The organism is Paenalcaligenes sp. DL 309, from assembly GCF_057475285.1.
Window position 1 is genome coordinate 108,148 of record NZ_JBYBKW010000004.1, and the last position, 24,013, is coordinate 132,160.

22 protein-coding genes are annotated in these 24,013 nt (G+C 50.2%); 7 read left to right on the forward strand and 15 right to left on the reverse strand.

From position 1 onward, the window contains the following. Position 1 precedes the first annotated feature (1 nt). Positions 2-1,033 carry an amidohydrolase family protein gene (locus AC2UZJ_RS06855; RefSeq protein WP_486949392.1) on the reverse strand — a complete coding sequence of 344 codons (1,032 nt, stop codon included), beginning with the start codon at positions 1,031-1,033 and terminating at the stop codon, positions 2-4. A gap of 109 nt (positions 1,034-1,142) precedes the next feature. Then, complete coding sequence (locus AC2UZJ_RS06860) at positions 1,143-2,246, reverse strand: 4-oxalomesaconate tautomerase (protein ID WP_486949393.1); 1,104 nt, start codon at positions 2,244-2,246, stop codon at positions 1,143-1,145. Positions 2,247-2,362: 116 nt separating this feature from the next. On the opposite strand from AC2UZJ_RS06860, the gene AC2UZJ_RS06865 reads away from it, so the two are divergent. Next, entirely contained in the window at positions 2,363-3,319 is a 957-nt protein-coding gene (locus tag AC2UZJ_RS06865) for a LysR family transcriptional regulator (RefSeq protein ID WP_486949394.1), read from the forward strand. Positions 3,320-3,321: 2 nt separating this feature from the next. Here the strand turns inward: AC2UZJ_RS06865 and AC2UZJ_RS06870 are convergent, their stop codons facing one another. The 8 genes from AC2UZJ_RS06870 to AC2UZJ_RS06905 form a co-directional block, all read right to left on the reverse strand. After that, the gene (locus AC2UZJ_RS06870; protein ID WP_486949395.1) at positions 3,322-4,731 is read right to left on the reverse strand and encodes a DHA2 family efflux MFS transporter permease subunit; all 1,410 of its coding nucleotides are present in this window, start codon (positions 4,729-4,731) and stop codon (positions 3,322-3,324) included. A 12-nt stretch (positions 4,732-4,743) separates the two neighbouring features. Then, a complete protein-coding gene (locus AC2UZJ_RS06875; RefSeq protein ID WP_486949396.1) occupies positions 4,744-6,195 on the reverse strand; it encodes an aldehyde dehydrogenase in 1,452 nt (483 codons plus the stop codon). 3 nt (positions 6,196-6,198) lie between these two features. After that, positions 6,199-7,770, reverse strand: a complete 1,572-nt coding sequence (locus AC2UZJ_RS06880; RefSeq protein WP_486949397.1) for an FAD-binding oxidoreductase — start codon at positions 7,768-7,770, stop codon at positions 6,199-6,201. A 25-nt stretch (positions 7,771-7,795) separates the two neighbouring features. Beyond that, the gene (locus tag AC2UZJ_RS06885) at positions 7,796-8,227 is read right to left on the reverse strand and encodes a hypothetical protein (protein ID WP_486949398.1); all 432 of its coding nucleotides are present in this window, start codon (positions 8,225-8,227) and stop codon (positions 7,796-7,798) included. A gap of 14 nt (positions 8,228-8,241) precedes the next feature. Next, on the reverse strand, positions 8,242-8,589 hold the full coding sequence (locus tag AC2UZJ_RS06890) for a c-type cytochrome (protein ID WP_486949399.1): 348 nt from the start codon (positions 8,587-8,589) through the stop codon (positions 8,242-8,244). Positions 8,590-8,634: 45 nt separating this feature from the next. Continuing rightward, positions 8,635-9,804, reverse strand: a complete 1,170-nt coding sequence (gene pobA, locus AC2UZJ_RS06895; RefSeq protein WP_486949400.1) for a 4-hydroxybenzoate 3-monooxygenase — start codon at positions 9,802-9,804, stop codon at positions 8,635-8,637. A 180-nt stretch (positions 9,805-9,984) separates the two neighbouring features. Then, a complete protein-coding gene (locus AC2UZJ_RS06900) occupies positions 9,985-10,455 on the reverse strand; it encodes a tRNA (cytidine(34)-2'-O)-methyltransferase (RefSeq protein WP_486949401.1) in 471 nt (156 codons plus the stop codon). 10 nt (positions 10,456-10,465) lie between these two features. After that, on the reverse strand, positions 10,466-11,245 hold the full coding sequence (locus tag AC2UZJ_RS06905) for a ComF family protein (RefSeq protein WP_486949402.1): 780 nt from the start codon (positions 11,243-11,245) through the stop codon (positions 10,466-10,468). A 37-nt stretch (positions 11,246-11,282) separates the two neighbouring features. On the opposite strand from AC2UZJ_RS06905, the gene AC2UZJ_RS06910 reads away from it, so the two are divergent. Continuing rightward, positions 11,283-12,176, forward strand: a complete 894-nt coding sequence (locus AC2UZJ_RS06910) for a methyltransferase domain-containing protein (protein ID WP_486949403.1) — start codon at positions 11,283-11,285, stop codon at positions 12,174-12,176. 33 nt (positions 12,177-12,209) lie between these two features. On the opposite strand, the gene AC2UZJ_RS06915 is transcribed toward AC2UZJ_RS06910, so the two are convergent. The 4 genes from AC2UZJ_RS06915 to rsmB are packed head-to-tail and all read right to left on the reverse strand — an operon-like array spanning position 12,210 to position 17,176. Beyond that, on the reverse strand, positions 12,210-12,935 hold the full coding sequence (locus AC2UZJ_RS06915; protein ID WP_486949404.1) for a response regulator: 726 nt from the start codon (positions 12,933-12,935) through the stop codon (positions 12,210-12,212). Between the two features lie 38 nt (positions 12,936-12,973). Continuing rightward, complete coding sequence (locus tag AC2UZJ_RS06920) at positions 12,974-15,265, reverse strand: sensor histidine kinase (protein ID WP_486949547.1); 2,292 nt, start codon at positions 15,263-15,265, stop codon at positions 12,974-12,976. Next, positions 15,265-15,882, reverse strand: a complete 618-nt coding sequence (locus tag AC2UZJ_RS06925) for a DUF4390 domain-containing protein (RefSeq protein WP_486949405.1) — start codon at positions 15,880-15,882, stop codon at positions 15,265-15,267. Before AC2UZJ_RS06925 ends, AC2UZJ_RS06920 begins: the two co-directional genes overlap by 1 nt. Next, positions 15,857-17,176, reverse strand: coding sequence for a 16S rRNA (cytosine(967)-C(5))-methyltransferase RsmB (rsmB, locus tag AC2UZJ_RS06930; protein ID WP_486949406.1), 1,320 nt, complete (start codon positions 17,174-17,176; stop codon positions 15,857-15,859). The genes AC2UZJ_RS06925 and rsmB overlap by 26 nt, the downstream gene beginning before the upstream one ends. A gap of 219 nt (positions 17,177-17,395) precedes the next feature. Between rsmB and AC2UZJ_RS06935 the strand changes: the two genes are divergently transcribed. Genes AC2UZJ_RS06935 through AC2UZJ_RS06950 form a run of 4 tightly spaced genes read left to right on the forward strand, consistent with a single transcriptional unit; the run spans position 17,396 to position 20,729 of the window. Next, positions 17,396-18,517: a DegT/DnrJ/EryC1/StrS family aminotransferase gene (locus AC2UZJ_RS06935; RefSeq protein WP_486949407.1), complete on the forward strand. Its 1,122-nt coding sequence runs from the start codon at positions 17,396-17,398 to the stop codon at positions 18,515-18,517. Further along, positions 18,505-19,449, forward strand: a complete 945-nt coding sequence (locus tag AC2UZJ_RS06940) for a glycosyltransferase family 2 protein (RefSeq protein ID WP_486949408.1) — start codon at positions 18,505-18,507, stop codon at positions 19,447-19,449. Before AC2UZJ_RS06935 ends, AC2UZJ_RS06940 begins: the two co-directional genes overlap by 13 nt. Next, positions 19,439-20,377, forward strand: a complete 939-nt coding sequence (locus AC2UZJ_RS06945) for a WxcM-like domain-containing protein (protein WP_486949409.1) — start codon at positions 19,439-19,441, stop codon at positions 20,375-20,377. The genes AC2UZJ_RS06940 and AC2UZJ_RS06945 overlap by 11 nt, the downstream gene beginning before the upstream one ends. Further along, positions 20,361-20,729: a GtrA family protein gene (locus AC2UZJ_RS06950; protein WP_486949410.1), complete on the forward strand. Its 369-nt coding sequence runs from the start codon at positions 20,361-20,363 to the stop codon at positions 20,727-20,729. The genes AC2UZJ_RS06945 and AC2UZJ_RS06950 overlap by 17 nt, the downstream gene beginning before the upstream one ends. On the opposite strand, the gene AC2UZJ_RS06955 is transcribed toward AC2UZJ_RS06950, so the two are convergent. Next, positions 20,713-22,065, reverse strand: coding sequence for a hypothetical protein (locus AC2UZJ_RS06955; protein WP_486949411.1), 1,353 nt, complete (start codon positions 22,063-22,065; stop codon positions 20,713-20,715). The genes AC2UZJ_RS06950 and AC2UZJ_RS06955 overlap by 17 nt on opposite strands. Positions 22,066-22,091: 26 nt before the next feature. Here AC2UZJ_RS06955 and AC2UZJ_RS06960 point away from each other — a divergent pair, with 26 nt between their 5' ends. Further along, a complete protein-coding gene (locus tag AC2UZJ_RS06960) occupies positions 22,092-24,008 on the forward strand; it encodes an acyltransferase family protein (RefSeq protein WP_486949412.1) in 1,917 nt (638 codons plus the stop codon). Positions 24,009-24,013: the final 5 nt, after the last annotated feature.

A 24,013-nucleotide genomic window follows, 5' to 3' on the forward strand; every position in this document is an offset into this window, starting at 1 on the left:
ATTACTTCCCTTGAGCGTTGAGTCTAGCGTCTAAACGTGGAAACACTTTACGCACGTTTTTTTCGTAAATCACACGCTTTTGCTCTGCATCTAAATTGCTGGCTTCTATATAGCGCTTGGTGTCATCAAAATAATGGCCAGTGCGTGGATCTACTGTACGCACCGCACCAATCATTTCCGAACCAAACAGTACGTTTTCTTGAGGCACCACGTCTAGGAGCAAATCTACACCCGGCTGATGGTACACGCAGGTATCAAAGAAGATGTTTTTCAACAAATGCTCTTCAATCTCTGGTTTATCAAGCATCATGGCTAAACCGCGGAAGCGACCCCAGTGGTAGGGTGCAGCACCACCACCGTGCGGTACGATTAAACGTAACTCGGGGAAATCTTTGAACAGATCGCCTTTAAGTAGTTGCATAAAGGCCGTGGTATCGGCGTTAAGGTAATGGTCACCCGTAGTATGGTGGCACTCATTACATGCGGTACTTACATGCACCATGGCGGGCAAATCGTACTCCACCAGCTTTTCATATAAGGGGTACCAGTATTTATCTGTCAGAGGTGGGGAAGTCCAAGCGCCACCAGACGGGTCTGGGTTGAGGTTTACCCCCACATTACCAAATTCATTCACGCAACGCTCTAGTTCAGCAATGCACGTTTCAGTGGGTACACCGGGGGACTGCGGTAACATAGCCACGGGTACAAAATGCTCGGGAAACAACTCAGATACGCGGAAGCACATTTCATTACAAATGGCGGCCCACGTAGCAGAAACGTTGAAATCACCAATATGGTGTGCCATAAAGCTTGCACGTGGCGAAAATAAGGTGATATCAATGCCGCGATCTTTCATTAAGCGCAACTGGTTTTTCTCAATACTTTCGCGAATTTCGTCATCGCTGATAGTGAGCTCTGAGACCTTGGGCATCTCACCTTGGCCATTAACCGCTGCAATCTGTCTTTCTCTCCACTCGGCTAATGCGGCCGGCGCCGTGGTGTAGTGACCGTGACAATCAATAATCAAACTCATGTCTATTCCTTATAGTCGTTACTTATACAATCCATTATCTATAACCCGCTATGATTGATATAGCTCATTATGGCTCTAAGAGCTATGCATAAACGGCATAACCTACTGCTTAGACGTTAATGGCTGCAGCAGGCACATATACCTCGCCCGCCATCAGTGCTCTGGCAGTACGTAGTAGCGCAGCACGCACTACTTCTGTGGGGTTATCGGGGTTTAAGCCTAGGTCTACAGAAAACTCACCGGTAGGGTGTTCAATGGAATACAGTTGGCGTAAACCACTACCCTTTTTCGCAATGCCTTCAGCTACGGTATCAGGCAAGATGCAAGCGGTAGCAACGGTTACCGCCGCCAACACCCCAATGGCTTCATGACACATATGCGGAATATAGCAACGCGTATGCACGGCTCCGCCATCAATGGGCTCACTGAGTAAACACATTTTGGGGAAGTTCTTGCTGCTCACATCGCCCAAGCCCATTTTCTCCGAGGCCACTAAACGCAACTTTTCTATGATGTCTTTGAGTTCGGTATCTTGGTTTAGCTCATCCACACTTTCATAAGCGGTGCGATGCACATCTTTGGCTCGCACCAAAATCATGGGCATACCATTATCAATACACGTGGCCTCTAAGGGACCAAAGCCTTCAATTTCAAAGGTGTCTATGTGATTGCCCGTGGGTAATAATGAACCACAAACCGAACCCGCCACATCTAAAAAGTTAATAGTAATGGGGGCACTGGTGCCGGGCACGCCATTAATACTGGCATCGCCCTCATAGCTAATGCGGCCATTCGGGGTTTGCACCTCTATTTCACTTACCATATTCGTGTTTAGGGTTTTTACCTTGAAGGTAGAGGTATCACCTTGGGCTTTGACTAGGCCTTTTTCTAAGGCATAGGGCACTACCGCTGCCAGCATATTGCCGCAATTGGGGGTGGTATCTACGGTGTCATTATCGGGCTGCAGCTGCGCAAATAAAAAGGTGAGATCGGCTTCGTCTGTTTCACTCACATCTACAATGCCCACCTTACTAGTAAGAGAATGCGCCCCCCCCACCCCATCGATTTGACGCCTATCGGGTGAGCCCATGGCTCCTAATAACAAGGCATCACGTGCTGCGATATCTTTAGGTAAATCTTTTGCATAAAAAAAGGGCCCCTTAGAGGTGCCTCCACGCATTAAAATACAAGGAATGCTATATTGATTAGCCATAGATACTCCATAATATCTGTAGTGTATTCTGTGGTGTATTTATGAATACATTTATATACCCATACCTTTATCCCATGCTACGCAGAAATTAACAATGCAATCCCCCTCTATCAGCTATGCCAAAAATACATAGCTCCGTACAACAGCGCACAGAGAACATCATGGATTTAAAACAGCTTCGATACTTTACTCATGTGGCTGAACTGGGTAGCTATACACGTGCTGCAGAGCTTATTGATGTGGCTCAGCCGGTATTAAGCCGCCAAATACGCAAACTAGAAACCGATTTACATCAAAATTTACTCATTCGGCATGGCCGAGGTGTGGTCTTAACCGATGCCGGCAAGACCTTACTCAAACACAGCCGCTTAATTTTGCAACAGTTAGAACAAGCCCAAGAAGACTTGTGCCTTTCTGATGGCAAGCTTTCAGGCCATATGAATTTAGGGCTGCCACCCACCTTTGGTCGTATTATTTCTTTAGATGTGGTGAAACGTTTTAGGAGCGACTTTCCTGATGCGCAGCTCACCCTCATGGAAGCTTTAACTGTTAATTTAGAAGAGGCCATTCATTTAGGACGCATTACTATTGGCGTACTTTATAATCCCTCCTCTTCACAGCACTTGGAAACTGAGCTACTCGCCGAAGAAAGCCTCTATTTAATTAGCAGCCAAAATAGCCCCTACAGCAAAGGCAAAGATCATATCACTCTGAAAGAACTAGCTGATGTACCACTGGTTATGCCCAGCGTCTCTAACAGTTTCAGACTGCTTTTAGAACGTGAAATGCTAAAAATTAATTTAAAACCGCATGTGGAATTAGAGGTCAACAGCGTGGGGGTGATTACGCAAATCTTAGCCGAAGGCATGGGAGCCGCTATTTTATCTAAATCTGTGCTGGATTTTATCCCGCAACGCCGGCTGCTGCGCGCTATTCCTATTGTGGAACCCACCCTTATCAATCGTATTTATCTTGCTTACTCCTCCAAACGCTTGCCCTCAAAGCTACAAACTAAAACCGCACAAGTGATTAAAGAGATAGCCGCTAAACATTATCCGCAGCCTACCAACTAAGCTTAATGATTGCGCTGTGCCATGGCATCGCCATCCCAACGATGCAAGCGGCTAAACACCCAAGCCGAACTCACCGTAATCAACCCTATGATGACAAACGTGAGTTGAAAGGCTTTGTAGCTATCATCCCCCACCCAAGGCAAATCATGACTCAAACGCAAAAACATAGCACCCAAGGCCGTGCCTAAGCCCATGGCCAGCTGCTGATTGACCGCCATTAAACTATTACCACTGCTTTTTTGCGCGGGGCGTAAATTCGCCAAGGTTAACGTACTCATGGCGGTAAACTGAATGGAATTGGCTAAACCCATCAACAATAAATGGGCCACAATGAGTGCCTTAGGCGTGTGCTGCCCAATAGTAGACAAAGACACAATAAGCAGCCCTATAAGGAAAGTATTCCAAATAAGGACTTTTCTATAGCCCACCGCATGGAGTAGAGGCCCCAATAACGGTTTACCCACCATGGCAGCAACAGCCATAGGCACTAATAACCAAGCGGCCTCTATGGGGCTGTAGCCAAAGATCACCTGAAACAACAAAGGCAATAATAAAGGAATGGAGGCAATACCAATACGGGTAATCAGATTACCGTTTAAACCCACCCTAAAGGTGCGTACCGCTAAGAGGTTAAGCGGATAAATGGCATCGGGTTTATGGGTGGCGTATTTTTTATAAAGCCACAGCAACGCCAAGCCCAGCGCAATCACGCCTAAAGACACGGCCACCGGCCATTGCTCACCGCTGAGCTCCACCCCTAGCGTGAGTAAAAAAGCACTGCTAGCAAATAGCAGCATACCCACTCCATCTAAACGCGTGCTGTTATCCGTAAAGTTAGGCATCACCTTCCAGCCTACCGCCATTGCCAGCAGCCCAATGGGCAGATTCATAAGAAAAATCCAATGCCAGCTGGCGTGCTCTACTAAATAGCCGCCCACCAACGGCCCTAACATGGGCCCGAGTAACGCCGGCATCACCGCATAATTTAAGGCTCGCATCAGCTGGGCTTGATCAAAGCTTTTCATTAAAGCTAAGCGTGCTACGGGGGTTAATAATGCGCCCCCTAAACCTTGCACCACCCGCGCTGCCACTAGCTGATTGAGGCTCATGGCTAAAGCACAGAGCAAAGAACCCAACACAAACAGCCCTATAGCCAGCGTAAAAATCCGCTGCGTTCCAAAGCGATCACTTAAATAACCACTAATGGGGATAAATAAGGCCACCGTTAACACATAGCTCACAATGACCGACTGCATATTGAGGGCAGACTGGTTTAAATCACGAGCAATAGCGGGCAAGGCCGTATTTAATACAGTGACATCTAGCATTTGCATAAAAATTGCTACCGCTAAAAGAGCCGGTAGCAATAATTTATGCCGTGCCGATAATTCTACGGGCGGCGTGGTTTTCATAAAAAGTACGGCTTATAGTGGGTACTGACGCGGCTCCGTCTGGAGGGTAATCCAACGCAGTTCCGTAAACTCGTTAATAGCAGATTTACTACCAAAACGACCATAACCACTATTTTTAGAACCACCAAAAGGCGCCTGCGCTTCGTCATGCACGGTAGGACCATTAATGTGACAAATACCGCTGTCGATGCCTTTGGCAATGGCTAAACCACGATTAATATTTTGACTAAACACGGCCGATGACAAGCCATAATCGGTATCATTGGCTAAGCGTAGGGCTTCTTCATCCGAAGTAAACGTGGTCATGGTAACCACTGGCCCAAAAGACTCAGCGGCGTAAAGCTCCATCTCTGGGGTAATGCCATTTACCACCACCGGGTGCATCAACGGGCCCTCGACTTGTAGGGGCACAGGCAACGTTGCGCCTTTAGCCACCGCATCTTCCACTAAGGCTTTGATGCGTTGGGCGGACTCGGGGCTTTCTAGATAAGCAAAGGTGTTTTCATCGTCGTCCGGAGAGCCGGCCTTAATGGTTTTGATTTTAGCCACTAGCTTTTCTAAGAAGGCATCGGCGATATCGGCCTCTACAATCAAACGCTCCGTAGACATGCAAATCTGGCCTTGATTAAAGAAAGCCCCAAAAGCCACACCGGCTACGGCTTGGTCTAAGTCGGCATCGTTACACACCACCACCGGCGCTTTACCGCCCAGCTCTAATAATACGGGCTTGAGGTATTTAGCTGCTGTGGTGGCAATAATGCGGCCCACATGGGTGGAGCCCGTAAAGTTAATGCGCTTTACTGCGGGGTATGCAATGAGCTGCTCAACCACCTCAGCGGCATCTTTGGGGTCATTGGTGATCACGTTAATTACGCCATCACCTAAACCCGCCTCATGCAATACCTGCCCAATCAGAGCATGGGTGGCCGGGCTGATTTCAGACGCTTTAAGAATAACGGTATTACCACAAGCCAACGGCATGGCCACAGCACGTGTGGCTAAGATAACAGGCGCATTCCAAGGTGCAATACCTACTACCACCCCGCACGGCACGCGCATGCCCATAGACATATTACCCGCTACATCTGTGGGGATCAGGCTGCCATCAATTTGCGTGGTCATGGCAGCGGCTTCGCGCAAGATATTGGCGGAGAGATGCACATTAAAGCCATACCAAGAATTGGTGGAACCGGTTTCTTGGCGTGCGGTAGCAATAAACTCAGGCGCACGAGCATCCATAAGATCAGCCGCTTTGAGTAAGCGCATGCGGCGCTCGGTGGGGCCTAGGGCAGACCAAACAGGAAAGGCTTTTTCTGCCGCCTCTAGCGCCGCTTGCACGTCTTCTTTTTGTGCTGCGGCGGCTACCGTAGCTACCTCGCCGTTTAAAGGACTTAGGCGGCTGAAGGTTTTTTGACCAGCCGCGTCGCGCTGCTGGCCGTTAATGAGTAATTGAACCGTATTCATTGGTTATGCCTCCTTAAGAGAGATGTCATTCTCTAAGCTAATACCACTTTTGCCGGGGGCCAAAATATTGTTTGGATCTAAGGCTTTTTTAATGGCATGCTCAACCTGACGTTTTACGGGGCCATAAATCTCCGCCACTTTATCTTGGAAAGCCGTATTAACACGATATACCGAGTAACCCTCTTTAGCAAACTCATCAAGCAGCTCATTAAAGCACGCATTCGCACGCTCAGTTTCTTCGGGGTTAGTGCGGTCATAGAGCACATCAATCACGTGGTGCATATCACGCCAACCCACAATAAACTCGCCCACATAATCCAGGCCGTGTTTATTGAGAATCTTTTTGGCTAAGCCGCGCTGCTTATCGCACTCACTGCCTTTGGCTTGGGTAACGGGGGCAAACCACATAGAACCACCACCGCCACGCCAGTTATACAGCCCAAACTCTTGCAAATTGGGCACGCCTGACATGAGCTCAGCCCTATACTGGAAGGGCTGTGTGCCACCGGCTTCCTCTTCGGTAATCAATTTACCTTTACCGAGCTTTTCTACCGCGGCTTTAACAATATTCCAGTTAACATCTACCTGTTCTTGGGTGCCGTATAAAGCGGCATACACGTTCCAAGCACCTAAGCCTTTGTCTTTTTGAATTTGCTTCAAGATGCTATCAGGTGTGGCGCCGGGCTCAGTGGTGTACTCGCTGCGTTCGGTGTTAGCGGTGGAAGCCTCCCACAAAATATTGGCAATCACCACTGAGTTGGGAATTACTTGCGAAATACGTAAGGGACGGATCATTTCCACAATATCGGAAATATCGGACTCTTCTTCAAACTGAATTTCAAACGGCTTATATACCGGTGGCTTAGGCATGAGCCAAAAACCAAGCTTGGTACAGATACCATAATTAGACTGCGTAAACATGCCATCTAAAGTAGGACCATAGCCCCATTTGAACACCTGCCAAGCGGTATCGCCTTCTACACTACCCATACCGGTACGTAATACTTCACCATTGGCCAGTACTAGCTCCATACCGCACTGCATCATAAAATGCTCGCCGTAGGGGGTATAACCCACACCCCTATCCATGGTGTTACCTAAGGGGCCCGCAATGGCAGACGGCGCGGAGAAGGACAACATTAAGGGAATGTCATTTTCTTCTAGGTAATCATAGAGCTGCTTGTACGTCACGCCGGGCTCAACTAAAGCGGTACCTAAATCGGCATCCACATGAATGATTTTATTCATCTTTTTCAGATCTAAAATCACCTGTCCACGTGCTACCGGAGCGGCCGAGCCATAACCAAAGTTACGCCCAGTAGAAATTGTCCAAACAGGAATCTTATACTGATTACAGATTTTAAGTATGCCTTGAATTTCTTCAACGCTAGTGGCAGTTAGTGCCACAGATGGGGTGTGCTCAGCATCTGGCACTGACATCATAATTTTAACGTAAGGCTGTATTTGCGCCTTATCGTCTAACACATTTTCTGCACCCAGTAATTCAGTAAACTCAGCTACGGCTTTTTGAAAATCAGCTAGCTCTACACCTTGTGGTAAGACATCATTTTTCATAACGAATCCTTTTCTTTAGTATTTATTACGCTTCAAGCAAAAACGACACGTAGTGGCCGCCTGCTTCAGTATGATGCTCTTGCCACACCAAATGCGCACTCACATCACGGGCTAAATCAATAATCAAGGTCGCACTGGCATCATCGACTAATGCCACTAAACGCTTGGGCTGTTTATCTGCCAGTAAGGCTTGTAGCTGCGTGATAAATGGCATTTGTGTGCTGCTATGTAGCACCTGCTGCGCCGCTAAGGGTGTAGCTCTTTTAGCATTAATACCGGCTAAAAAACGCTTGCCCGCAGCATCTGGACTAATGACAGCGTATAAAGGAGCCGCTGCGCGGTGCTTAACATTGGCTTGAGCCGCAGAAGCCCAAAGCGAAGCCGAGGAGACTAAGGCGCCCCCTGCAGCCATGCCTTTGAGCACTTGCCTACGCTGCTTATTTGTATCGCTATGCATAATTGGCCTCCGCCCTATTTTTTAATGGTAGCTGCTTCTGCTTTTGCTGTAGCTGTAGCAGGTGCTTCAGAAATATACTTAGCAACCAAAGCCAACGACTCATCATCTATATGCGACTGAGGAAAAGCCGGCATGGCCTTCAAACCACTACGTGCGATGGCTGTAATATACGCTTCAGGCAAGTTACGCCCTTTGAGCTCAGGCCCCACCTGCCCTTCATCATGACAGTAAAAACAGCTGTTTTGATAAGCGCTAGGTCCATCTTTCCACAGCTTTGCCTCTTCGCTAGCGCCGGTTAAAGGCACGCTAAGCAAAGCGACGAAGGCCGCGCCTTTGCACCATGCAAATAAATTAGCTCTCATTGTTGACTCCTTTAGCTTGGTTGTCTTAAATATTAGCCTTAACTACTAATACGGCAGGCCCACGTAGTTTTCTGCTAATGCATACTGCGCATACTCTGAGTTGAGCAGCTGATTAAATTCAGCTGCCTGCATTTGGCTATCCCAACTGTCTAGATCGGGGAAGGTATGTAGCATTTGGGTCATGTACCAAGAGAAGCGCTCTGCACCCCAAATACGCTTTAAGGCACGCGCCGAGTAGCTTTCAATGCCCGCTTTGCTGTTGTTTTGGTAGAAATCAATGAAAGCGTCTGATAAATAGAGTACATCGCTGGCTGCAAGGTTTAAGCCTTTAGCACCGGTAGGTGGCACAATGTGCGCGGCATCACCTGCGAGGAAAAGGTTGTGATAGCGCATGGGCTCGGTCACAAAGCTGCGTAAGGGTGCAATACTTTTCTCAATGCTGGGGCCGGTAACTAATTTAGCCGCACGCTCAGGCCCTATACGGGTTTTGAGTTCATCCCAGAAACGCTCATCAGACCAATCTTCGATTTTATCGGTAAGGGGGACTTGTAAGTAGTAACGGCTACGCGTTTTGGAGCGTTGGCTACACAATACAAAACCACGCTCATGCTGAAGATAGAGTAACTCATCCGTCACAGGTGGGGTATCGGCCATTAAACCTAACCAGCCAAAAGGATACACACGCTCGTAGGTTTTTAGGATGTCAGACGGAATGGTTTTACGCGACACGCCGTGAAAACCATCACAGCCGGCCACAAAGTCACAGTCTAAACGATGCTCTTGGCCGTCTTTGGTGTAGGTGATGTAGGGACTGTCTGTGTCTACATCGTGCGGCACTACATTATCCGCTTCATAAATGGTGGTACCACCCGTAGCTGCACGGGCTTCCATTAAGTCACGAGTGACTTCGGTTTGGCCATACACCACCACGTGGCGATCCACCAGCTTTTCAAAATCAATGCGTACATTTACGCCATTGTATTCCAGCTCACAGCCTTCATGAATTAAGCCATGCTTTTCTAAGTTCTTAGTAACGCCAGCACGTTCTAAGCCTTCTACGGTTACACTTTCCAATACACCCGCGCGAATACGCCCTAACACGTACTCACCCGTTTTACGCTCTAAAATAACATTATCAATGCCATTTTTAGCTAAGATCTGGCCTAATAATAACCCTGAAGGGCCTGCACCTATAATTGCAACTTTTGTACGCATGGGTATCCTCGACTGAGTAGAGATTCAATAACTAACCCATTGTCGGTAATAATTAGCAATTCAGTAATGCTAAAAATGATCTAACAGCTATGCATTAATGGTCATATCGGCCGTGGGCCGACATCTACAGGGGGTGGGGCGGGTCATATCGGCCGTGGGCCGATATCTACAGGGGGTGGATTATACGCCTCCTTCATAGCCTACCTGTCGCCAGCCTTCAAACACTGCCACTGCCACGGCATTAGACAGATTCAAGCTGCGCTGCCCGGGAAGCATGGGCAGGCGTATGCGTTGAGGGGGTGCAAAGAGCGCCACTTGTTCGGGCTGTAGGCCGGCGGTTTCGCAGCCGAAGACGAACACATCGCCCTCAGCGAATTGCTGACTACCCAGTAAAGACGAGCCTTTGGTAGTAAAAGCAAAGCAGCGCTCAGCCGGAGCGCCGGTGGCGGCTAAGGCGGTGGGCAAATCGTTATGTACCTGCACCTTGGCCCATTCATGATAATCCAAACCCGCGCGCTTTAGTTTGCTGTCTTCCAGCCTAAAACCCAACGGCTCGACCAAATGCAACTGCGAGCCGGTATTGGCCGCTAAGCGGATGACATTGCCAGTATTTGGCGGGATGGCGGGTGAAACTAAAATGATGTGGAACACTGTTATCTCTCTATAAAAACCAAGGTACCCGGGCAAGGGTGACCCCATAAACCTGCTGTACGCCATGCTGCATGGCACAATGGGCGGCGCCGTGTAGGGTGCTGCCGGTGGTGTAGACGTCATCTACGATTAATAACGATGCGGGTGACGGCTGTTTGGGACTGAGACGCCAACTAAAGGCTTGCTGCGCATAGGTCCATCTATCGGCTAAATTACGGTTTTTTTGCGCCCGTTGGTTGGATTCCTCCACCACCGCAAAGGCACTATAAGCTAAACGTAACCCTAATAAACGGGCTACATAGCGGGCTAACTCAGCGGCCGGGTTAAATCCTCGACGGCGTAAAGCACTAGGCCGTGATGGTATATAAGCCACCACCGTATTCGGTGGCAAGGCACAACCATCACGCAAAATAGCCTGCACCATCATGCGCGCTAATACCGGCGCTAAACGTAATTGATGATGTGACTTAAAGCGCCAAATCAAACTATCTAAAGGCATCATATAATCAAAAGCTACTGCTAATTGCCGCAAAGCTAAGGGGTGATCCACACAACGTTGACACTGCGTCTCAACTCGTGGCGCTCCTCCCAACTGCGCTACTTTACACCGTTGGCAGCGCCAGCGCACCTGTTCATATCTATAGTGCCAATCATCTGTACACGCCGCACAAAGACCGCCTCCTTTAGTGCGACTTTTGCACAGCACACAAGCGGTAGGCACCCGCGCCCGCAGTACGTCTAACCACAATAAAAAACGCCACGTGTCGCTAGAAAGAATGAAATCAGCCATAATATGCCCTTAGGTATTAATCAATAAAGGCCCCCACATGCCCCAATCCCGCTCTATTAACGCCCAACACGTGATTGCTCAATTTAACCGCCGTGCACCTTTAGATGCGGCGCAATTTTTATACGGTGAAATTGCTCAACGCATGCTGCAGCGCCTGAGTTATATACGCCTACAACCAGAAAAAATTCTCGATGCGGGCTGCGGTGCAGGCCATGCCATCGATCCGCTGCGGGCGCGTTATGTGGATATGGAATACGTGGGGGTAGATCACAGCCCCGCGCTGCTAAAAGTGGCTGAACAGCGCCATGGCTATGAACCTAGTCTATGGCAAAGATTGCGTAAAAAGGCACAAAATAGCCCCGTATTCGTAGAAGCCGACATGGCTAAAACTGGCCTAGCACCGCAGTCTTTTGATTTGATTTGGTCGAATTTGGCCTTGCACTGGCACCCAGACCCTGAGCAGGTATTTGAAGAGTGGCGCCGTTTATTAGCGCCGGAAAGATTGGCGATGTTTTCCACTTTTGGCCCCACTACCCTGCAAGAGCTGCGCACAGCACTACACAGCGCGGATATACAAACAGCGACCTTGGATTTTGTGGATATGCATGATTATGGTGACATGATGCTGCAGCACGGCTTTAGCGATCCGGTAATGGACCAAGAAGTGATCACCCTCACCTACAAAACCGCTGAAGCGCTTATACAAGACGTGCAAGCCTTGGGTGGCAACCCTAACCCCCTACGGCACCCCATGGGCCGCGCTGATTTTCTGCGGCTACTCCAAGCCCTAGACGGCCAACGCCATATGGACGGCACCATACACCTCAGCATAGAAGTGGCCTACGGCCATGCGTGGCGCAGCGGCATTCAACGCCGAGGGAATGAGGTGTTTGTGCCCATATCAAGCATCGGTGGAAGAGGCCCCCTGTAGATGTCGGCCCACGGCCGATCTAATCACCACCAATTATTTGTTTTTCTGCTCTTCTTGCAACTGCCGACGGCGGGCGGAAGCATCTATACCTAGCTGCTTGAGCTTACGGTAGAGGTGGGTGCGCTCTAGGCCGGTGCGTTCGGAGACGCGAGTCATGCTGTAACTTTCACGCTCAAGGTGGAATTCGAAGTAGATGCGCTCGAATTCATCGCGGGCTTCGCGCAGAGGTAGCTCTAGGGAGATGGGGCCAAGGTAGGAAGGGTCTTCTGGGGTTTGGGGGATGGCGGCTGGATCGCGACCATGGGCGGCTTCCCATTGGGGGGATTGGTTAGGGGTTTTTAGGGCTCCACCTGCAGGCACTGCAGCGGCTCCGGCGAGGTCTTTGGGGACCTGTACGGTGCTGGTGAGGCCTTTGGTAACGGCATCGAGCAGCTTTTGCATGGAAATGGGCTTTTCGAGGAAATCAACCGCGCCTATGCGCGTGGCTTCCATAGCGGTATCTACGGTGGCGTGGCCACTCATCATGATTACCGGCATATCTAATAAACCCTGCATGGCCCACTCTTTGAGTAGACTCACACCGTCTGTGTCAGGCATCCAGATATCGAGCAACACAAGCTCTGGCCTACTGCGTAAGCGCGCGGCGCGCGCGGCGGCAGCATTTTCAGCCACTTCTACGGAGTGACCCTCTTCGTACAAGATCTCCGATAAAAGCTCGCGGATACCTACTTCGTCATCAACTACCAGAATTCTGGCCATAAACCGTCCCTACGTTTTTTAGGCATTTAATTTATTAACTACCCTGCTGATTTATTATGCCGATTTTCTGCCGTATTGGCTAGACACGTAAATAATATTGAGATACGCGCCCCCCCCTCTTGGCGATTGGCAATGTCAATTTTACCACCATGTTCGTCAATAATTTTTTTAACTATGGCTAAACCCAACCCCGTTCCCGTGGTCTTAGTGGTGATATAGGGCTCAAACACACGTGAAAGCATACTTTCATCAAAGCCAGGACCATTATCAGATACCACTAAACGCACTGCAGGCTGGGTATTATCTGGGCCTGTTTGCGTCAGACTAGTGCGCACCACAATACAAGGATTGGGCTGGCTTTGATCTTGCTCTAGGGCATCTGTGGCATTACTGAGTAAATTATGGAATATTTGCCGTAACTGTGTGGGGTCTCCTTCCACTAAAGGCAAACCATCAAACAAATTAATTTGTAGTTGTATATGCTGATTATACGCGGCGGTTTGTGTTTGTGGATCCCACCCGTATAAGTTTAACACGTCACTGATTAAGGCGTTGATATCCACCGCTTGCATTTGTGCTGGGGGGGTGCGGGCGTATTCACGGAAGTCTTCCACCATTTTTTTTAAGGAAGCCACCTGATTAATAATGGTGTTGGTAGACCGGGTGAGCATGCCCGCATCGCGTTCATCTAGTTTATCAGTAAGCCGCATGGCTAAGCGCTCAGCAGACAGTTGTATGGGAGTAAGTGGGTTTTTAATTTCGTGCGCCAAGCGGCGCGCCACCTCACCCCACGCCACTAAACGGCTGGCAGAGATCACATCGCTAATATCATCAAAAACCACTAAATAGCCATTGCGCTTTTCACCCACGATTAGACTGGTGCCCCGCGCTAATAAGGTGATGGTGTTGGGCTCTACGTCGTGCGTGGTGGCCACTTGGGTTTCAAACTGTTGCTGCCAATGGGCGCGCTCGGATTCCACCGCCGCATGCTCAGCAAAAGCATGCCAAATATGCGCATCAAAATCGGCCACAGCCGGGTTTTGGCTAAGACGCAGGCCCATAAGATCGGTTAAATCTACCTGTAAAATACTTTGTGCCCCTTCGTTAAAGCGCGTGAGTCTAAAGCCATCATCAAATACCAGCACACCTGAGGACAGGTGGCTAAGTACCGACTCTAAGTACACATTAGAGCGTTCCAACTGGCGACGGTTATTTTCTACGGCACGGCGCGCTTCATCTAATTGACGGGTCATGGCATTAAACGAGCGCGTGAGCTGGCCAATTTCATCACTGGCAGGCACTGTGTTTTCAGGTAGAGGCCTGTAATCCCCCACCCCTACCGCCTGCGTGCCTCCGGCTAAGGTAAGCAAGGGCCGTACTAAGCGGCGCGACAAAGCAATGGCCGCCGCCACCGCCGCAAACACCGCTAACACCAAGGCTAAGGTCAACGTAATATTATAAAGTTTACCCAAACCGGCACGAGATAACGCCAACTCTTGGTAATCTCTATAGCCTTGCTGCACTTGATTGGCTTGGCGAGCTAATTTTTCAGGTACGGGCTGCATCACTTGCAACCAACGTCTATCGGGATTCACGCCCTGTAAGCCCAAGGCGCTTGGATTGTTTTGATCTATTAAAGGCAGCACCACGCGCAGCCGTAACCCCATGTCATTGGGTACGCTTTCATCCACTTCTACTACGGCATAAGTATCGCGCACCCGCAACTGATTCATCACTGATTGCGGCGGCAAACTGGGCACTAAGGTGCCATAATCATCAGAAGAAAAAGCCACCAACCGGCCAGCAGCAGTAAAAATAATGGCATCGGCCACACCCACATTTTCACGCAACACGCTTAGCGCTGTAGCCACATCGCCATTATTTTGCTCTAAGCCCTTCACTAAACGCTGAGCGCGCTGCTCCACATCATTTAACTGATGATCTAAGGCGGTACGGCCTAAGCTCAAACCTGACTCTAAGGCCGTATCTACGCGCACGTTAAACCACGACTCAATGGATTTAGAGAGAAACTGCACCGATAAGATATAAATGACAACGCCAGGGATAATGCCTATGAGGGTGAAATACCAGGCAAAACGCGCTGTCATACGCGCACCAAACTGCCGCCTGCGTATTTGGCGCCACAGCCTTAGACTTAAAATAAGCACCCATAAAATCAGCGCAAAGGCTAACACCACGTTTAGCAGCAGTAACACATCATAATGCTGAGCAAAGCGTGAGGCATTTGCCGTAGACCACACCAATAAGCCTAATAAGGCCACCGCACTGATGCCCGCAATAATGAGAGCAAAGCGCAAGGTCCAACGAATTAGGGCTGGAGCGCGTCTACGGAGAAGCTGAAGTTTTTCCATGGGGTAACCAAAGACCAGGCGCGGCCATTGATGGCATCTACCTGTAAAGGCCTAGTGAGTAAAGAGGTGTCTAAGCGTAAGCGCAATCTACCGTGATAGGTTTTATCGGGGTCTAAATCCACCACATAGGCCACGGCCCAATTGCGTATATGACGCATGGGATAGGTAGCATCGGCTAAGGAGGGCTCAGGCAAAAGCAAATCGCCAGTGCCCACGCGCCATTGGCGAGTTAAGGTATTATAAACCACCCGCCACGTTTGGCTTTCTTTGATCTCTGTTTTATCAAACCACCACCAGCGCTCGGTGCTGATTTCTACGTCGGCCGTGAAATGCAGCGGCACGCCTTTTAGGGCGACGGCGCGCAGCTCATCGCTGAACTCAAAATCAATATCGGCATCGATGAAGAGTTTTTCATCGCTGTGATCGCGGTCATCGACCGCTCCTGCGTCACGGGAAGAGCCAGCGCCTATGAAGACGGTGATATCCTCTACCGTTTGAGGGTGTGCCACATTGAGTAGGCAAATACTGAGAATAATTACCGTGAGGTATTTAAGGCTGTTTATGTAATAACGCATAATAAAAACCATCACCGCCAGCCTGCTGGGGAGTATCAATGGCAGGCAACACTTGGCCGGGCGACTGCGGCAGTAAGGTGGCATCAGGGTGGTGTGCCATAAAGCGATCTATTTGCGCCTGCCCTTCGGCAGGAAACAAAGAACACGTAACATATAACAAATGCCCACCCGTTTTTAATGTAGACCATAGAGCCTTTAGGATATCAGCTTGTAGCGCGGCTGTAGCAGTAATATCGGTATCGCGGCGCAGCCAGCGGATATCCGGGTGCCTACGCACTATGCCTGAAGCCGTACACGGCACATCGGCCAAAATGGCATCAAAGGGCTGACCATCCCACCAACTGTCTAGGTCTTGGGCGGCGGCGGCTTGGTAATGCACTTGGTCTGAGTCTACGCCTAAACGCTGTAATCCTTCTCCCACCAAACTCAAACGCTGCTCATCTACATCTAAAGCTAACAGTTGTAAATCAGCGCGCTCTAAGAGGTGGGCGGTTTTACCGCCAGGCGCCGCGCAAGCATCTAAAACCCGCATACCATCAGCTACCGGCAGTAATTCCCCCGCAATTTGTGCGGAGCTGTCTTGCACTGACCACCACCCTTCAGCAAAGCCCGACAGCTGCTGCACCGGTTTGGGCTGCGCCAACACCACGGTGTAATTACCCGGGCTCCACGCCTCTATACCGGCCTCTTTAAATGTGGCTAAGAGCTTTTCTACGCTGCAACGGCGTCTGTTAACCCGTAGGCTCAGTGGCGGTGGCGTATTGGCGATAGTCAGAATCTCTTCCCAATTATGGGGGTACGATTTTTTGAGGCGGTTAATCCACCACTGCGGATGATTCCAGCGTGCGGTGGGCTTTTTCAGAGCCTGTGCCATTAATTTGTCATGCTCACGATCAAAGCGGCGCAACACAGCATTTAATAAACCTTTGGAGGCGCGCAAGGCGGGCTTGGATTGCGCCGCCTCTACAGCCTGGTCCACCACCGTATGTACGGTGTAGAGGGGGGCTGAGGAGTCGCGGCCATGGGCCGCTCCTACGAGTAAAATTAATTGTAGGAGGAGGGCGTTGAATAATGGGTCTTTGGGTTGTTTGGGAACCATGATGCGGCGCAGCTCTTGGGCCAAACCTAGGTGTCGCATCACATAAAAGCTATGCGCTTGCGAGGCCGCCCGCAAATGAGCCGGCGTGCGTGCAATCGCATCGCGCAGCGAGGCGCCTTCAAGCACTTCTTGAATTTGGGTGGCAGAGGCTAATAACACCTCTGATAAGGGGCTGCTTTTGGGGGTGGAATTCACTGGGGACTGCCGGAAATGGATGATGGGGGGATTTTATCATATTGGCGGGGCGTCATATCGGCCATGGGCCGATATCTACAGGGGGTATCGCCGATGATGTTGCCAATTCCCCCTGTAGAGGCCGGGCCGTGCCCGGTCTAACAACCGGTCTGATACCGGTCTGACCGCATTTATGCAATAATTACCCTTATTTACCTATTTCCCCGAAAGAGCCCTGCCATGATCCCCTTATTCTGTGCCCAAACTGTGAATGCTGAGTTTGATTTGATCACTCCTATGCAGCGGGTGGTGGAGAGTCATTGGTATGTATTAGGGAAGGAAACAGAAAGCTTTGAGAAGGAGTTTGCAGCGTATGTGGGGGTGGCGCATTGTGTGGGTTTGGGTAATGGCACAGATGCCTTGGAGCTGGCGCTAAAGGCGTTGGAGATTGGGCCAGGCGATGTGGTGGCCTGTGCGGCCAATGCGGGCTTTTATGGTAGTACGGCCATTCATTTGGTGGGGGCTACGCCGCTGTATGTGGAAATTGGCCCGCATAGGCTGGCGGTGTGTCCGGTGCGCTTAGAAAAGCAGCTGCACGCTTTGCAGGAGGCACAGCAGCCGCTGCCTAAGGCGATGATAGTGACCCATTTATACGGTCAAGCGGGGCCCATTGAGGGCTTAGTAAAAGTGGCGAAACAGTTTGGCGTCGCTATTGTAGAAGATTGCGCGCAGGCCCATGGTGCACGGGTGGCAGGTAAAAAGGTGGGCAGCTTTGGCGATATCGCCTGTTTTAGCTTTTACCCTACAAAAAACTTAGGTGCGCTTGGGGATGGCGGCGCAGTGTGCTCCGATAACACTGCCCTTATTGAGCGAGTGCGGCAGTTGCGCCAATACGGCTGGTCTACTAAATACACCGTCTCTGTGCCCGGTGGCCGTAATAGTCGCTTAGATGAATTACAAGCCGCGGTGCTACGCACCAAACTACCAAAACTGGATAGAAATAACGCCCAACGCCGTGCCATTGCGGTGCGTTATAACACCGCCTTTGCCCAAATAGCCGGTCTGACTCTTCCCGTTTCGGTGGGTGACGATTACGTGGCGCATTTATACGTGGTGCGCACGCCGCAGCGTGACGCCTTAGCTAAGCACTTGAAGGCTTTGGGTGTGGCCACCGATGTGCACTACCCCTTAGCGGATACCGCCCAGCCAGCCTACCCGGCACAGCCTGCCCTACCCATTAGTGAAGCAGCGTGTGAGCAAGTGTTGTCTTTGCCCTGCTATCCGGGCATGACGCAAGAGCAAGTGGATACCGTGATTGATGCGGTAAAAACCTTCTTTATCTCTGCCGTATGTTTTCGTTAATTATTCCGGTTTATAAAAACGAAGGCTCCCTGCCTGATTTACTGCAGGCGGTAAGCCAGCTGCATGCGCAGCTGCAGCCTTTTGAAGCGGTATTTGTGGTCGATGGCAGCCCAGATCGCTGCTATGAACTCTTAAAAGAGCAGCTCCCCTTGCAGGACTTTCCCGCGCAGCTATTATTGCTGAGCCGCAACTTCGGCTCCTTTGCGGCGATACGCCAAGGCTTGGCGGCGGCCAAGGGGGAATATTTCGGTGTAATGGCAGCGGATTTACAAGAGCCGCCGGAGCTGATTGTAGAGATGGCTCAGGCCTTACGTGCAGATGAAGCCGATGTGACCATTGGTGTGCGAGAGCAGCGCGATGATCCCTTTATGCAGCGCTTACCCGCCGAGCTATTTTGGGGAGCCTATCGCCGCTATGTGGTGCCCGCCATGCCCATGGGTGGAGTGGATATTTTTGGCTGCAACAAAGTCTTTAGAGATCAATTACTGCAATTAGAGGAGCGCCATTCCTCCTTGGTAGCGCAAGTGTTTTGGATGGGCTTTAGACGTAAAACCGTGCCTTATCACCGCCAAGCGCGTGAGCATGGCAGCTCGGCGTGGACGCTGGCAAAGAAGATCAACTATCTGATGGATAGCATTTTCTCTTTCAGTGATTTGCCTATACGTTTGCTGATACGCATTGGTGCTTTTGGCTCTATTATTTCTGGGCTGGTGGCGCTATTTGTGTTGTTTGCTCGGCTCTCGGGCGCGGTGTATGTGCCGGGCTATGCCGCTATCATGGTGATGCTCACTTTTTTGGGTTCGTTAAATTTATTGGGCTTAGGCATTGTGGGCTCCTATGCGTGGCGCACTTATGAAAACACCAAGGGGCGGCCCTTGGCGATTACCTTAAACACCCACCATTTCAAAACGGCAAAGCACCATGAGCACTAATTACTTCGTCCACGAACGCGGCTTGTGCGAAAGCCCACATATTGGTGAAAACACCCGTATTTGGGCTTTTGCTCATGTGCTGCCGGAGGCGCGTATTGGGGCGGATTGTAATATCTGCGATCACGTATTGATTGAAAACGATGTGGTGGTGGGCGATAGAGTCACGGTGAAATCCGGCGTGCAGCTGTGGGATGGCGTGCGTTTGGCCGATGATGTGTTTGTGGGGCCCAATGCCACCTTTACGAATGATTTATTTCCCCGCAGTAAGGTGTACCCCGAGCGTTTTGATCAAACCCTAGTGCAGCATGGTGCGTCTATAGGCGCGAATGCCACCATTTTGGCGGGTATTACCATTGGGGCGAATGCCATGATTGGGGCCGGGGCGGTAGTCACAAAAAACGTGCCACCCAATGCCATTGTGGTGGGGAACCCCGCGAAGATTATGGGCTATGTGAATACGCCCACTGGGCACTCCACCCGCAGCGCCGCCCCCACCGCTTTAGTGCCGGTTAGCCATCACACCCAAGTAGAAGGCGTGAAGCTGCATCAAATGCGTACCGTGCCTGATATGCGTGGCAGCCTTTCTGCTGGGGAATTCATGCGTGACATTCCTTTTACACCCGAGCGTTATTTTCTGGTGTTTGATGTGCCTACGGCCGAAACCCGCGGTGAGCATGCCCATTACCAATGCCATCAGTTTTTAATTGCGGTGCATGGCTCGGTGCGCGTAGTGACCGATGATGGCACGAATCGTCAAGAATTTGTGCTGGACTCGCCTTCTGAGGGGCTGCATCTGCCGCCCATGGTGTGGGGCATACAGTACGATTACTCGCCGGATGCCGTGTTGCTGGTGTTTGCCTCGGATTATTACGATGCCGATGATTACATACGGGATTACGACGAATTTTTACGTGCCGTTAATTCTTAGGTTTTTAGCCGCTGGGGGCGCAAACACCCTCATCACTTACGCCATTTATTTGGGCGCACTGTGGTTTTTAGGCTGGAGTTCAGTCTACAGCTACAGCCTGTCTTATGCCGTAGGGCTGGTGCTGGCCTATGTGCTGAACCGAAACTTTGTCTTTAAATCACACCGCGGCTGGCTGTCAGTGCTGCTGATGCCCGCGGTGTATGTGGCGCAATACCTGCTTGGCTTATTCATTGTGTGGCTCTGGGTAAGCCAGCTAGGCTGGTGGCCGGAGCTCGCGCCCTTAGCAGCCATTGCTTGTAGCTTACCCATTACCTTTTTGCTATCTAAATGGCTATTTAAGGCAAGGGTTTAAGCTGCTCCACAAAGGAGGCCTTACGCTGGATGGCGTTTTGAATGGCCGGCCTAATATCGGCGGGTAAAAGATCAGGGGTATCAATGGGGTGCACAGTAGGGCAGCCTATGGCTGTTTGGCCTTCGGCGTATTGCGTTTGTATGCACTCTAGCCCCTGCTGGCGCAGATTCATGGTCCATTCATAATGATTGCTGTGGTGTAGCACCGCTGTGCTGCTCAGCCAAATGACGGGTATAACCGCTAAGACTCCTATAAGACGCGATTTTTTAAGCTGCCACGCTGCCATCACTAAAAACGGCCAGATTAAGGTGAGCCAAAAATAATGAAAGCGCGCAAAACCAAACTCATACACTTGCAACGGGCTAATCACATGGTCATAACGGTAATTCGCTCGCCCCGCTGCCACAATCAGTAAATAAAGCCCTATGACTACGGTTAATGCCACCAGCAGCAAACTGGGACGGCGCCACAATAACAAACCCCATGCTCCTAACACCAGAAACGTCAGAGCCAAAGACCACACTGCATACTGCGGTGCTGGGCTTAGTAAAAAGGCACGCGACACCTTACCTAGGGCATACATCCAAAAATCAATTTGCCACGGATACGCCATACCGTACTCGGCTAAATGCATGCCTTTTTGGTAAAAGATAATCACCCACAACTGCGCCAATAAACAGATCACGGCGGGCACGACTAAAGCCCAGCCATAACGCCTGTAATTGCCGCCATAAAGCAGCAACACCGCGCTCAGCCCCACAATGGCAAAAGCCCCACTAATATAAGAGAAGCCACTAAGAAAGCCCAACAGCCCAATGCCTATATAAGTGGGCCAACTATTATCCGCTGCCGTTTGCGGGCGTAACACCAAATACAAGATGGCTAATACCGCAATTAAAGGCAGGGTTTGGTGATAGGCTAAGTTTTGCAAACCCCAATAAGAATCAGGCTGCAGCATGGGTAAGGTGAAACAAAAAGCCAAGGCACGTACCAAGCGTGGCGCTTCACTTAAACCTAAAAGCTGCCAAATTAACCACAGCAGCGCCCCCAGCACCGCCACTAAGCTCAGTAACTGATAAGCCACCGCATGCGCCCCAAAACTCCGTAGCGCCAATGAATCTAAAAACTTCCCCACCGGATATAACGTGTCATTAACCGGCGTAAATAAATAGCTCAGCTTAAAACTACCTAAGTCATTACTCCCATATTGCCGCCAATCATCCCAAAACGGCAGATCGACTCCCCAACGCACTAAAAAAAGCGCGTTTAGTGCTAGAATCACGAGGGGAATTGCTATGAGTAAGCGATAAACACCATTGCTAACAAATCGAAACATATTAAAAAATCTCAACAAAAGTCACTATGCATTACCGCCCTGAAATTGATGGCCTACGCTCATTGGCTATATTGCCCGTAATATTATTCCACGCTGATTTTGGGTGGATACCCGGTGGGCTGCTGGGTGTGGATGTGTTTTTTGTGATTAGTGGTTACCTAATCAGCTCTATTATTATTACTGAGCAACAACAAAACCGGTTTAGTTTAGCGCATTTTTATGAGCGTAGGGCACGCCGTATTTTGCCCGCTTTGTTTTTTGTGCTGCTATGTAGCAGCATTGCCGCCTGGTTTCTCTTAGCCCCGCGTGCCTTAGTGGATTTTGCCTATAGCGTGATGGCGGTAGTGGGCTTTGTGGCCAATATCTTTTTTTGGCAACACACCGGTTATTTTGATGGCGATGCGGCCCTTAAACCCTTGTTGCACATTTGGTCTTTAGGTATAGAAGAGCAATTCTATTTTCTTTTCCCCCTATTACTCTTGCTAGGCTGGGCTAAACCTAGAGGCTTAAAACTGGTGTTAGTACTGCTATTTATAGCAAGTTTACTAGCGGCGCAATTAAATGATCACGCACGCAGCAGTGCCGCTTTTTATCTGCTGCCCATGCGGGCGTGGGAGCTACTCGCTGGGGTGTTTTGTGCTTATTATTTGCAAGCCGCCGCCCACCGCCCCACTTCTCCGTCTTTGGCGCTGCAGCAAGGGGGCAGCCTACTGGGTTTGGCGCTGTTAATGGGTAGCTTCTTAAGCTTTGGGCCCGCTATTGATCACCCCAGTTTGTGGACGCTGATCCCCGTTACGGGCACCGTGCTGATTATTATTTTTGCCAAACCGGAGACGTGGGTGGCGCAAGTTTTAAGTCGTAAACCTTTTGTGGTTATTGGTTTATTAAGCTATAGCGCCTACTTATGGCATCAGCCACTATTTGCGTTTACCCGCATCAAAACCCTCAGCAGCCAGCTCAGCCTCACGCAAACCGCAGTGTTAATTGTTGCCACCTTTGTGCTGGCGGCTATTAGCTGGAAATGGGTAGAGGCACCTTTTAGAAAGCGCACGTTTTTACGCCGTAAAACGATATTTATCAGCAGTCTGCTTGGCATCATCGGCTTTATAGCGGTAGCAAGTGTGGTGGTGTATGAAAAAGGCTTTCCGCAGCGCTTTAATAATATCCAGCAAGTCCTCTTAAGCTATACCGAGGCGGCCTTAGATTTAGTGGGTGAAGACGCCTGCTTTTTGGGTGATCAAGACGATTCCTCCCAACTAGGTGAGCACTGTAAAATTAATGCTGAACAGCGCACCGTGATCTTGGGTGATTCCCATGCCTCGGCCTTGTGGTATGGCCTGATTACGCAAACCCCGGTGGCGCGTTATAGTGCCAGCGGTTGTGCGCCCCTCTTAGGCGATGAAATTAAAACTTGGCGCCCGCTATGCCCGGGGATTAATGCCTACAACTTTGACGAAGTGGCAAAGAAGCAGCCGCACACCATTATTTTGCATGCAAACTGGCTGCTGTATCGTAACCACCTCACGGGCGAGCAGCCAGATCAAATCATCGCGCAGCAGTTAGAGCAAACCGTGGCGCATTTGCATGAAATTGCCCCTGATGCCCGTATTTATGTGATAGGCGATGTGCCTCAATGGCCACCGTCTTTAGTTTCATTGTTAACGCATCATGCCAAAGACGGTATGCCCGATGCGTGGCTAGACAACAGCACCTACGCAGATTTACAGCCCTTAGATGAGATAATACGCGCCCACACCCCGGCCCCGGCACAGTTTATTAGTCTGCTAGACTGGTTTTGTAAGCCCGATGGCCAGTGCCGTGCCTTATTGCCTTTAGAGCAAGGCTGGGCCCCCACCACCTGGGATGCAAACCACTTAAGCCGTGAAGCCGCCGCCTATCTGGCCAAAGAGCAATTAAACTTTATGCTTCAAGATGTGCCTTAATGTCT

Excerpts from the sequence above, each read along its gene's own strand:
- AC2UZJ_RS06925 (WP_486949405.1), bottom strand. The coding sequence starts at position 15,882 with ATGCGTTATTACATAAACAGCCTTAAATACCTCACGGTAATTATTCTC.
- AC2UZJ_RS06940 (WP_486949408.1), top strand. The coding sequence starts at position 18,505 with ATGTTTTCGTTAATTATTCCGGTTTATAAAAACGAAGGCTCCCTGCCT.
- AC2UZJ_RS06915 (WP_486949404.1), bottom strand. The coding sequence starts at position 12,935 with ATGGCCAGAATTCTGGTAGTTGATGACGAAGTAGGTATCCGCGAGCTT.
- AC2UZJ_RS06955 (WP_486949411.1), bottom strand. The coding sequence starts at position 22,065 with ATGTTTCGATTTGTTAGCAATGGTGTTTATCGCTTACTCATAGCAATT.
- AC2UZJ_RS06885 (WP_486949398.1), bottom strand. The coding sequence starts at position 8,227 with ATGCATAGCGATACAAATAAGCAGCGTAGGCAAGTGCTCAAAGGCATG.
- AC2UZJ_RS06865 (WP_486949394.1), top strand. The coding sequence starts at position 2,363 with ATGCCAAAAATACATAGCTCCGTACAACAGCGCACAGAGAACATCATG.
- AC2UZJ_RS06860 (WP_486949393.1), bottom strand. The coding sequence starts at position 2,246 with ATGGCTAATCAATATAGCATTCCTTGTATTTTAATGCGTGGAGGCACC.
- AC2UZJ_RS06960 (WP_486949412.1), top strand. The coding sequence starts at position 22,092 with ATGCATTACCGCCCTGAAATTGATGGCCTACGCTCATTGGCTATATTG.
- AC2UZJ_RS06890 (WP_486949399.1), bottom strand. The coding sequence starts at position 8,589 with ATGAGAGCTAATTTATTTGCATGGTGCAAAGGCGCGGCCTTCGTCGCT.
- pobA (WP_486949400.1), bottom strand. The coding sequence starts at position 9,804 with ATGCGTACAAAAGTTGCAATTATAGGTGCAGGCCCTTCAGGGTTATTA.
- AC2UZJ_RS06945 (WP_486949409.1), top strand. The coding sequence starts at position 19,439 with ATGAGCACTAATTACTTCGTCCACGAACGCGGCTTGTGCGAAAGCCCA.
- AC2UZJ_RS06875 (WP_486949396.1), bottom strand. The coding sequence starts at position 6,195 with ATGAATACGGTTCAATTACTCATTAACGGCCAGCAGCGCGACGCGGCT.
- AC2UZJ_RS06905 (WP_486949402.1), bottom strand. The coding sequence starts at position 11,245 with ATGGCTGATTTCATTCTTTCTAGCGACACGTGGCGTTTTTTATTGTGG.
- AC2UZJ_RS06880 (WP_486949397.1), bottom strand. The coding sequence starts at position 7,770 with ATGAAAAATGATGTCTTACCACAAGGTGTAGAGCTAGCTGATTTTCAA.
- AC2UZJ_RS06910 (WP_486949403.1), top strand. The coding sequence starts at position 11,283 with ATGCCCCAATCCCGCTCTATTAACGCCCAACACGTGATTGCTCAATTT.
- AC2UZJ_RS06870 (WP_486949395.1), bottom strand. The coding sequence starts at position 4,731 with ATGAAAACCACGCCGCCCGTAGAATTATCGGCACGGCATAAATTATTG.
- AC2UZJ_RS06935 (WP_486949407.1), top strand. The coding sequence starts at position 17,396 with ATGATCCCCTTATTCTGTGCCCAAACTGTGAATGCTGAGTTTGATTTG.
- AC2UZJ_RS06855 (WP_486949392.1), bottom strand. The coding sequence starts at position 1,033 with ATGAGTTTGATTATTGATTGTCACGGTCACTACACCACGGCGCCGGCC.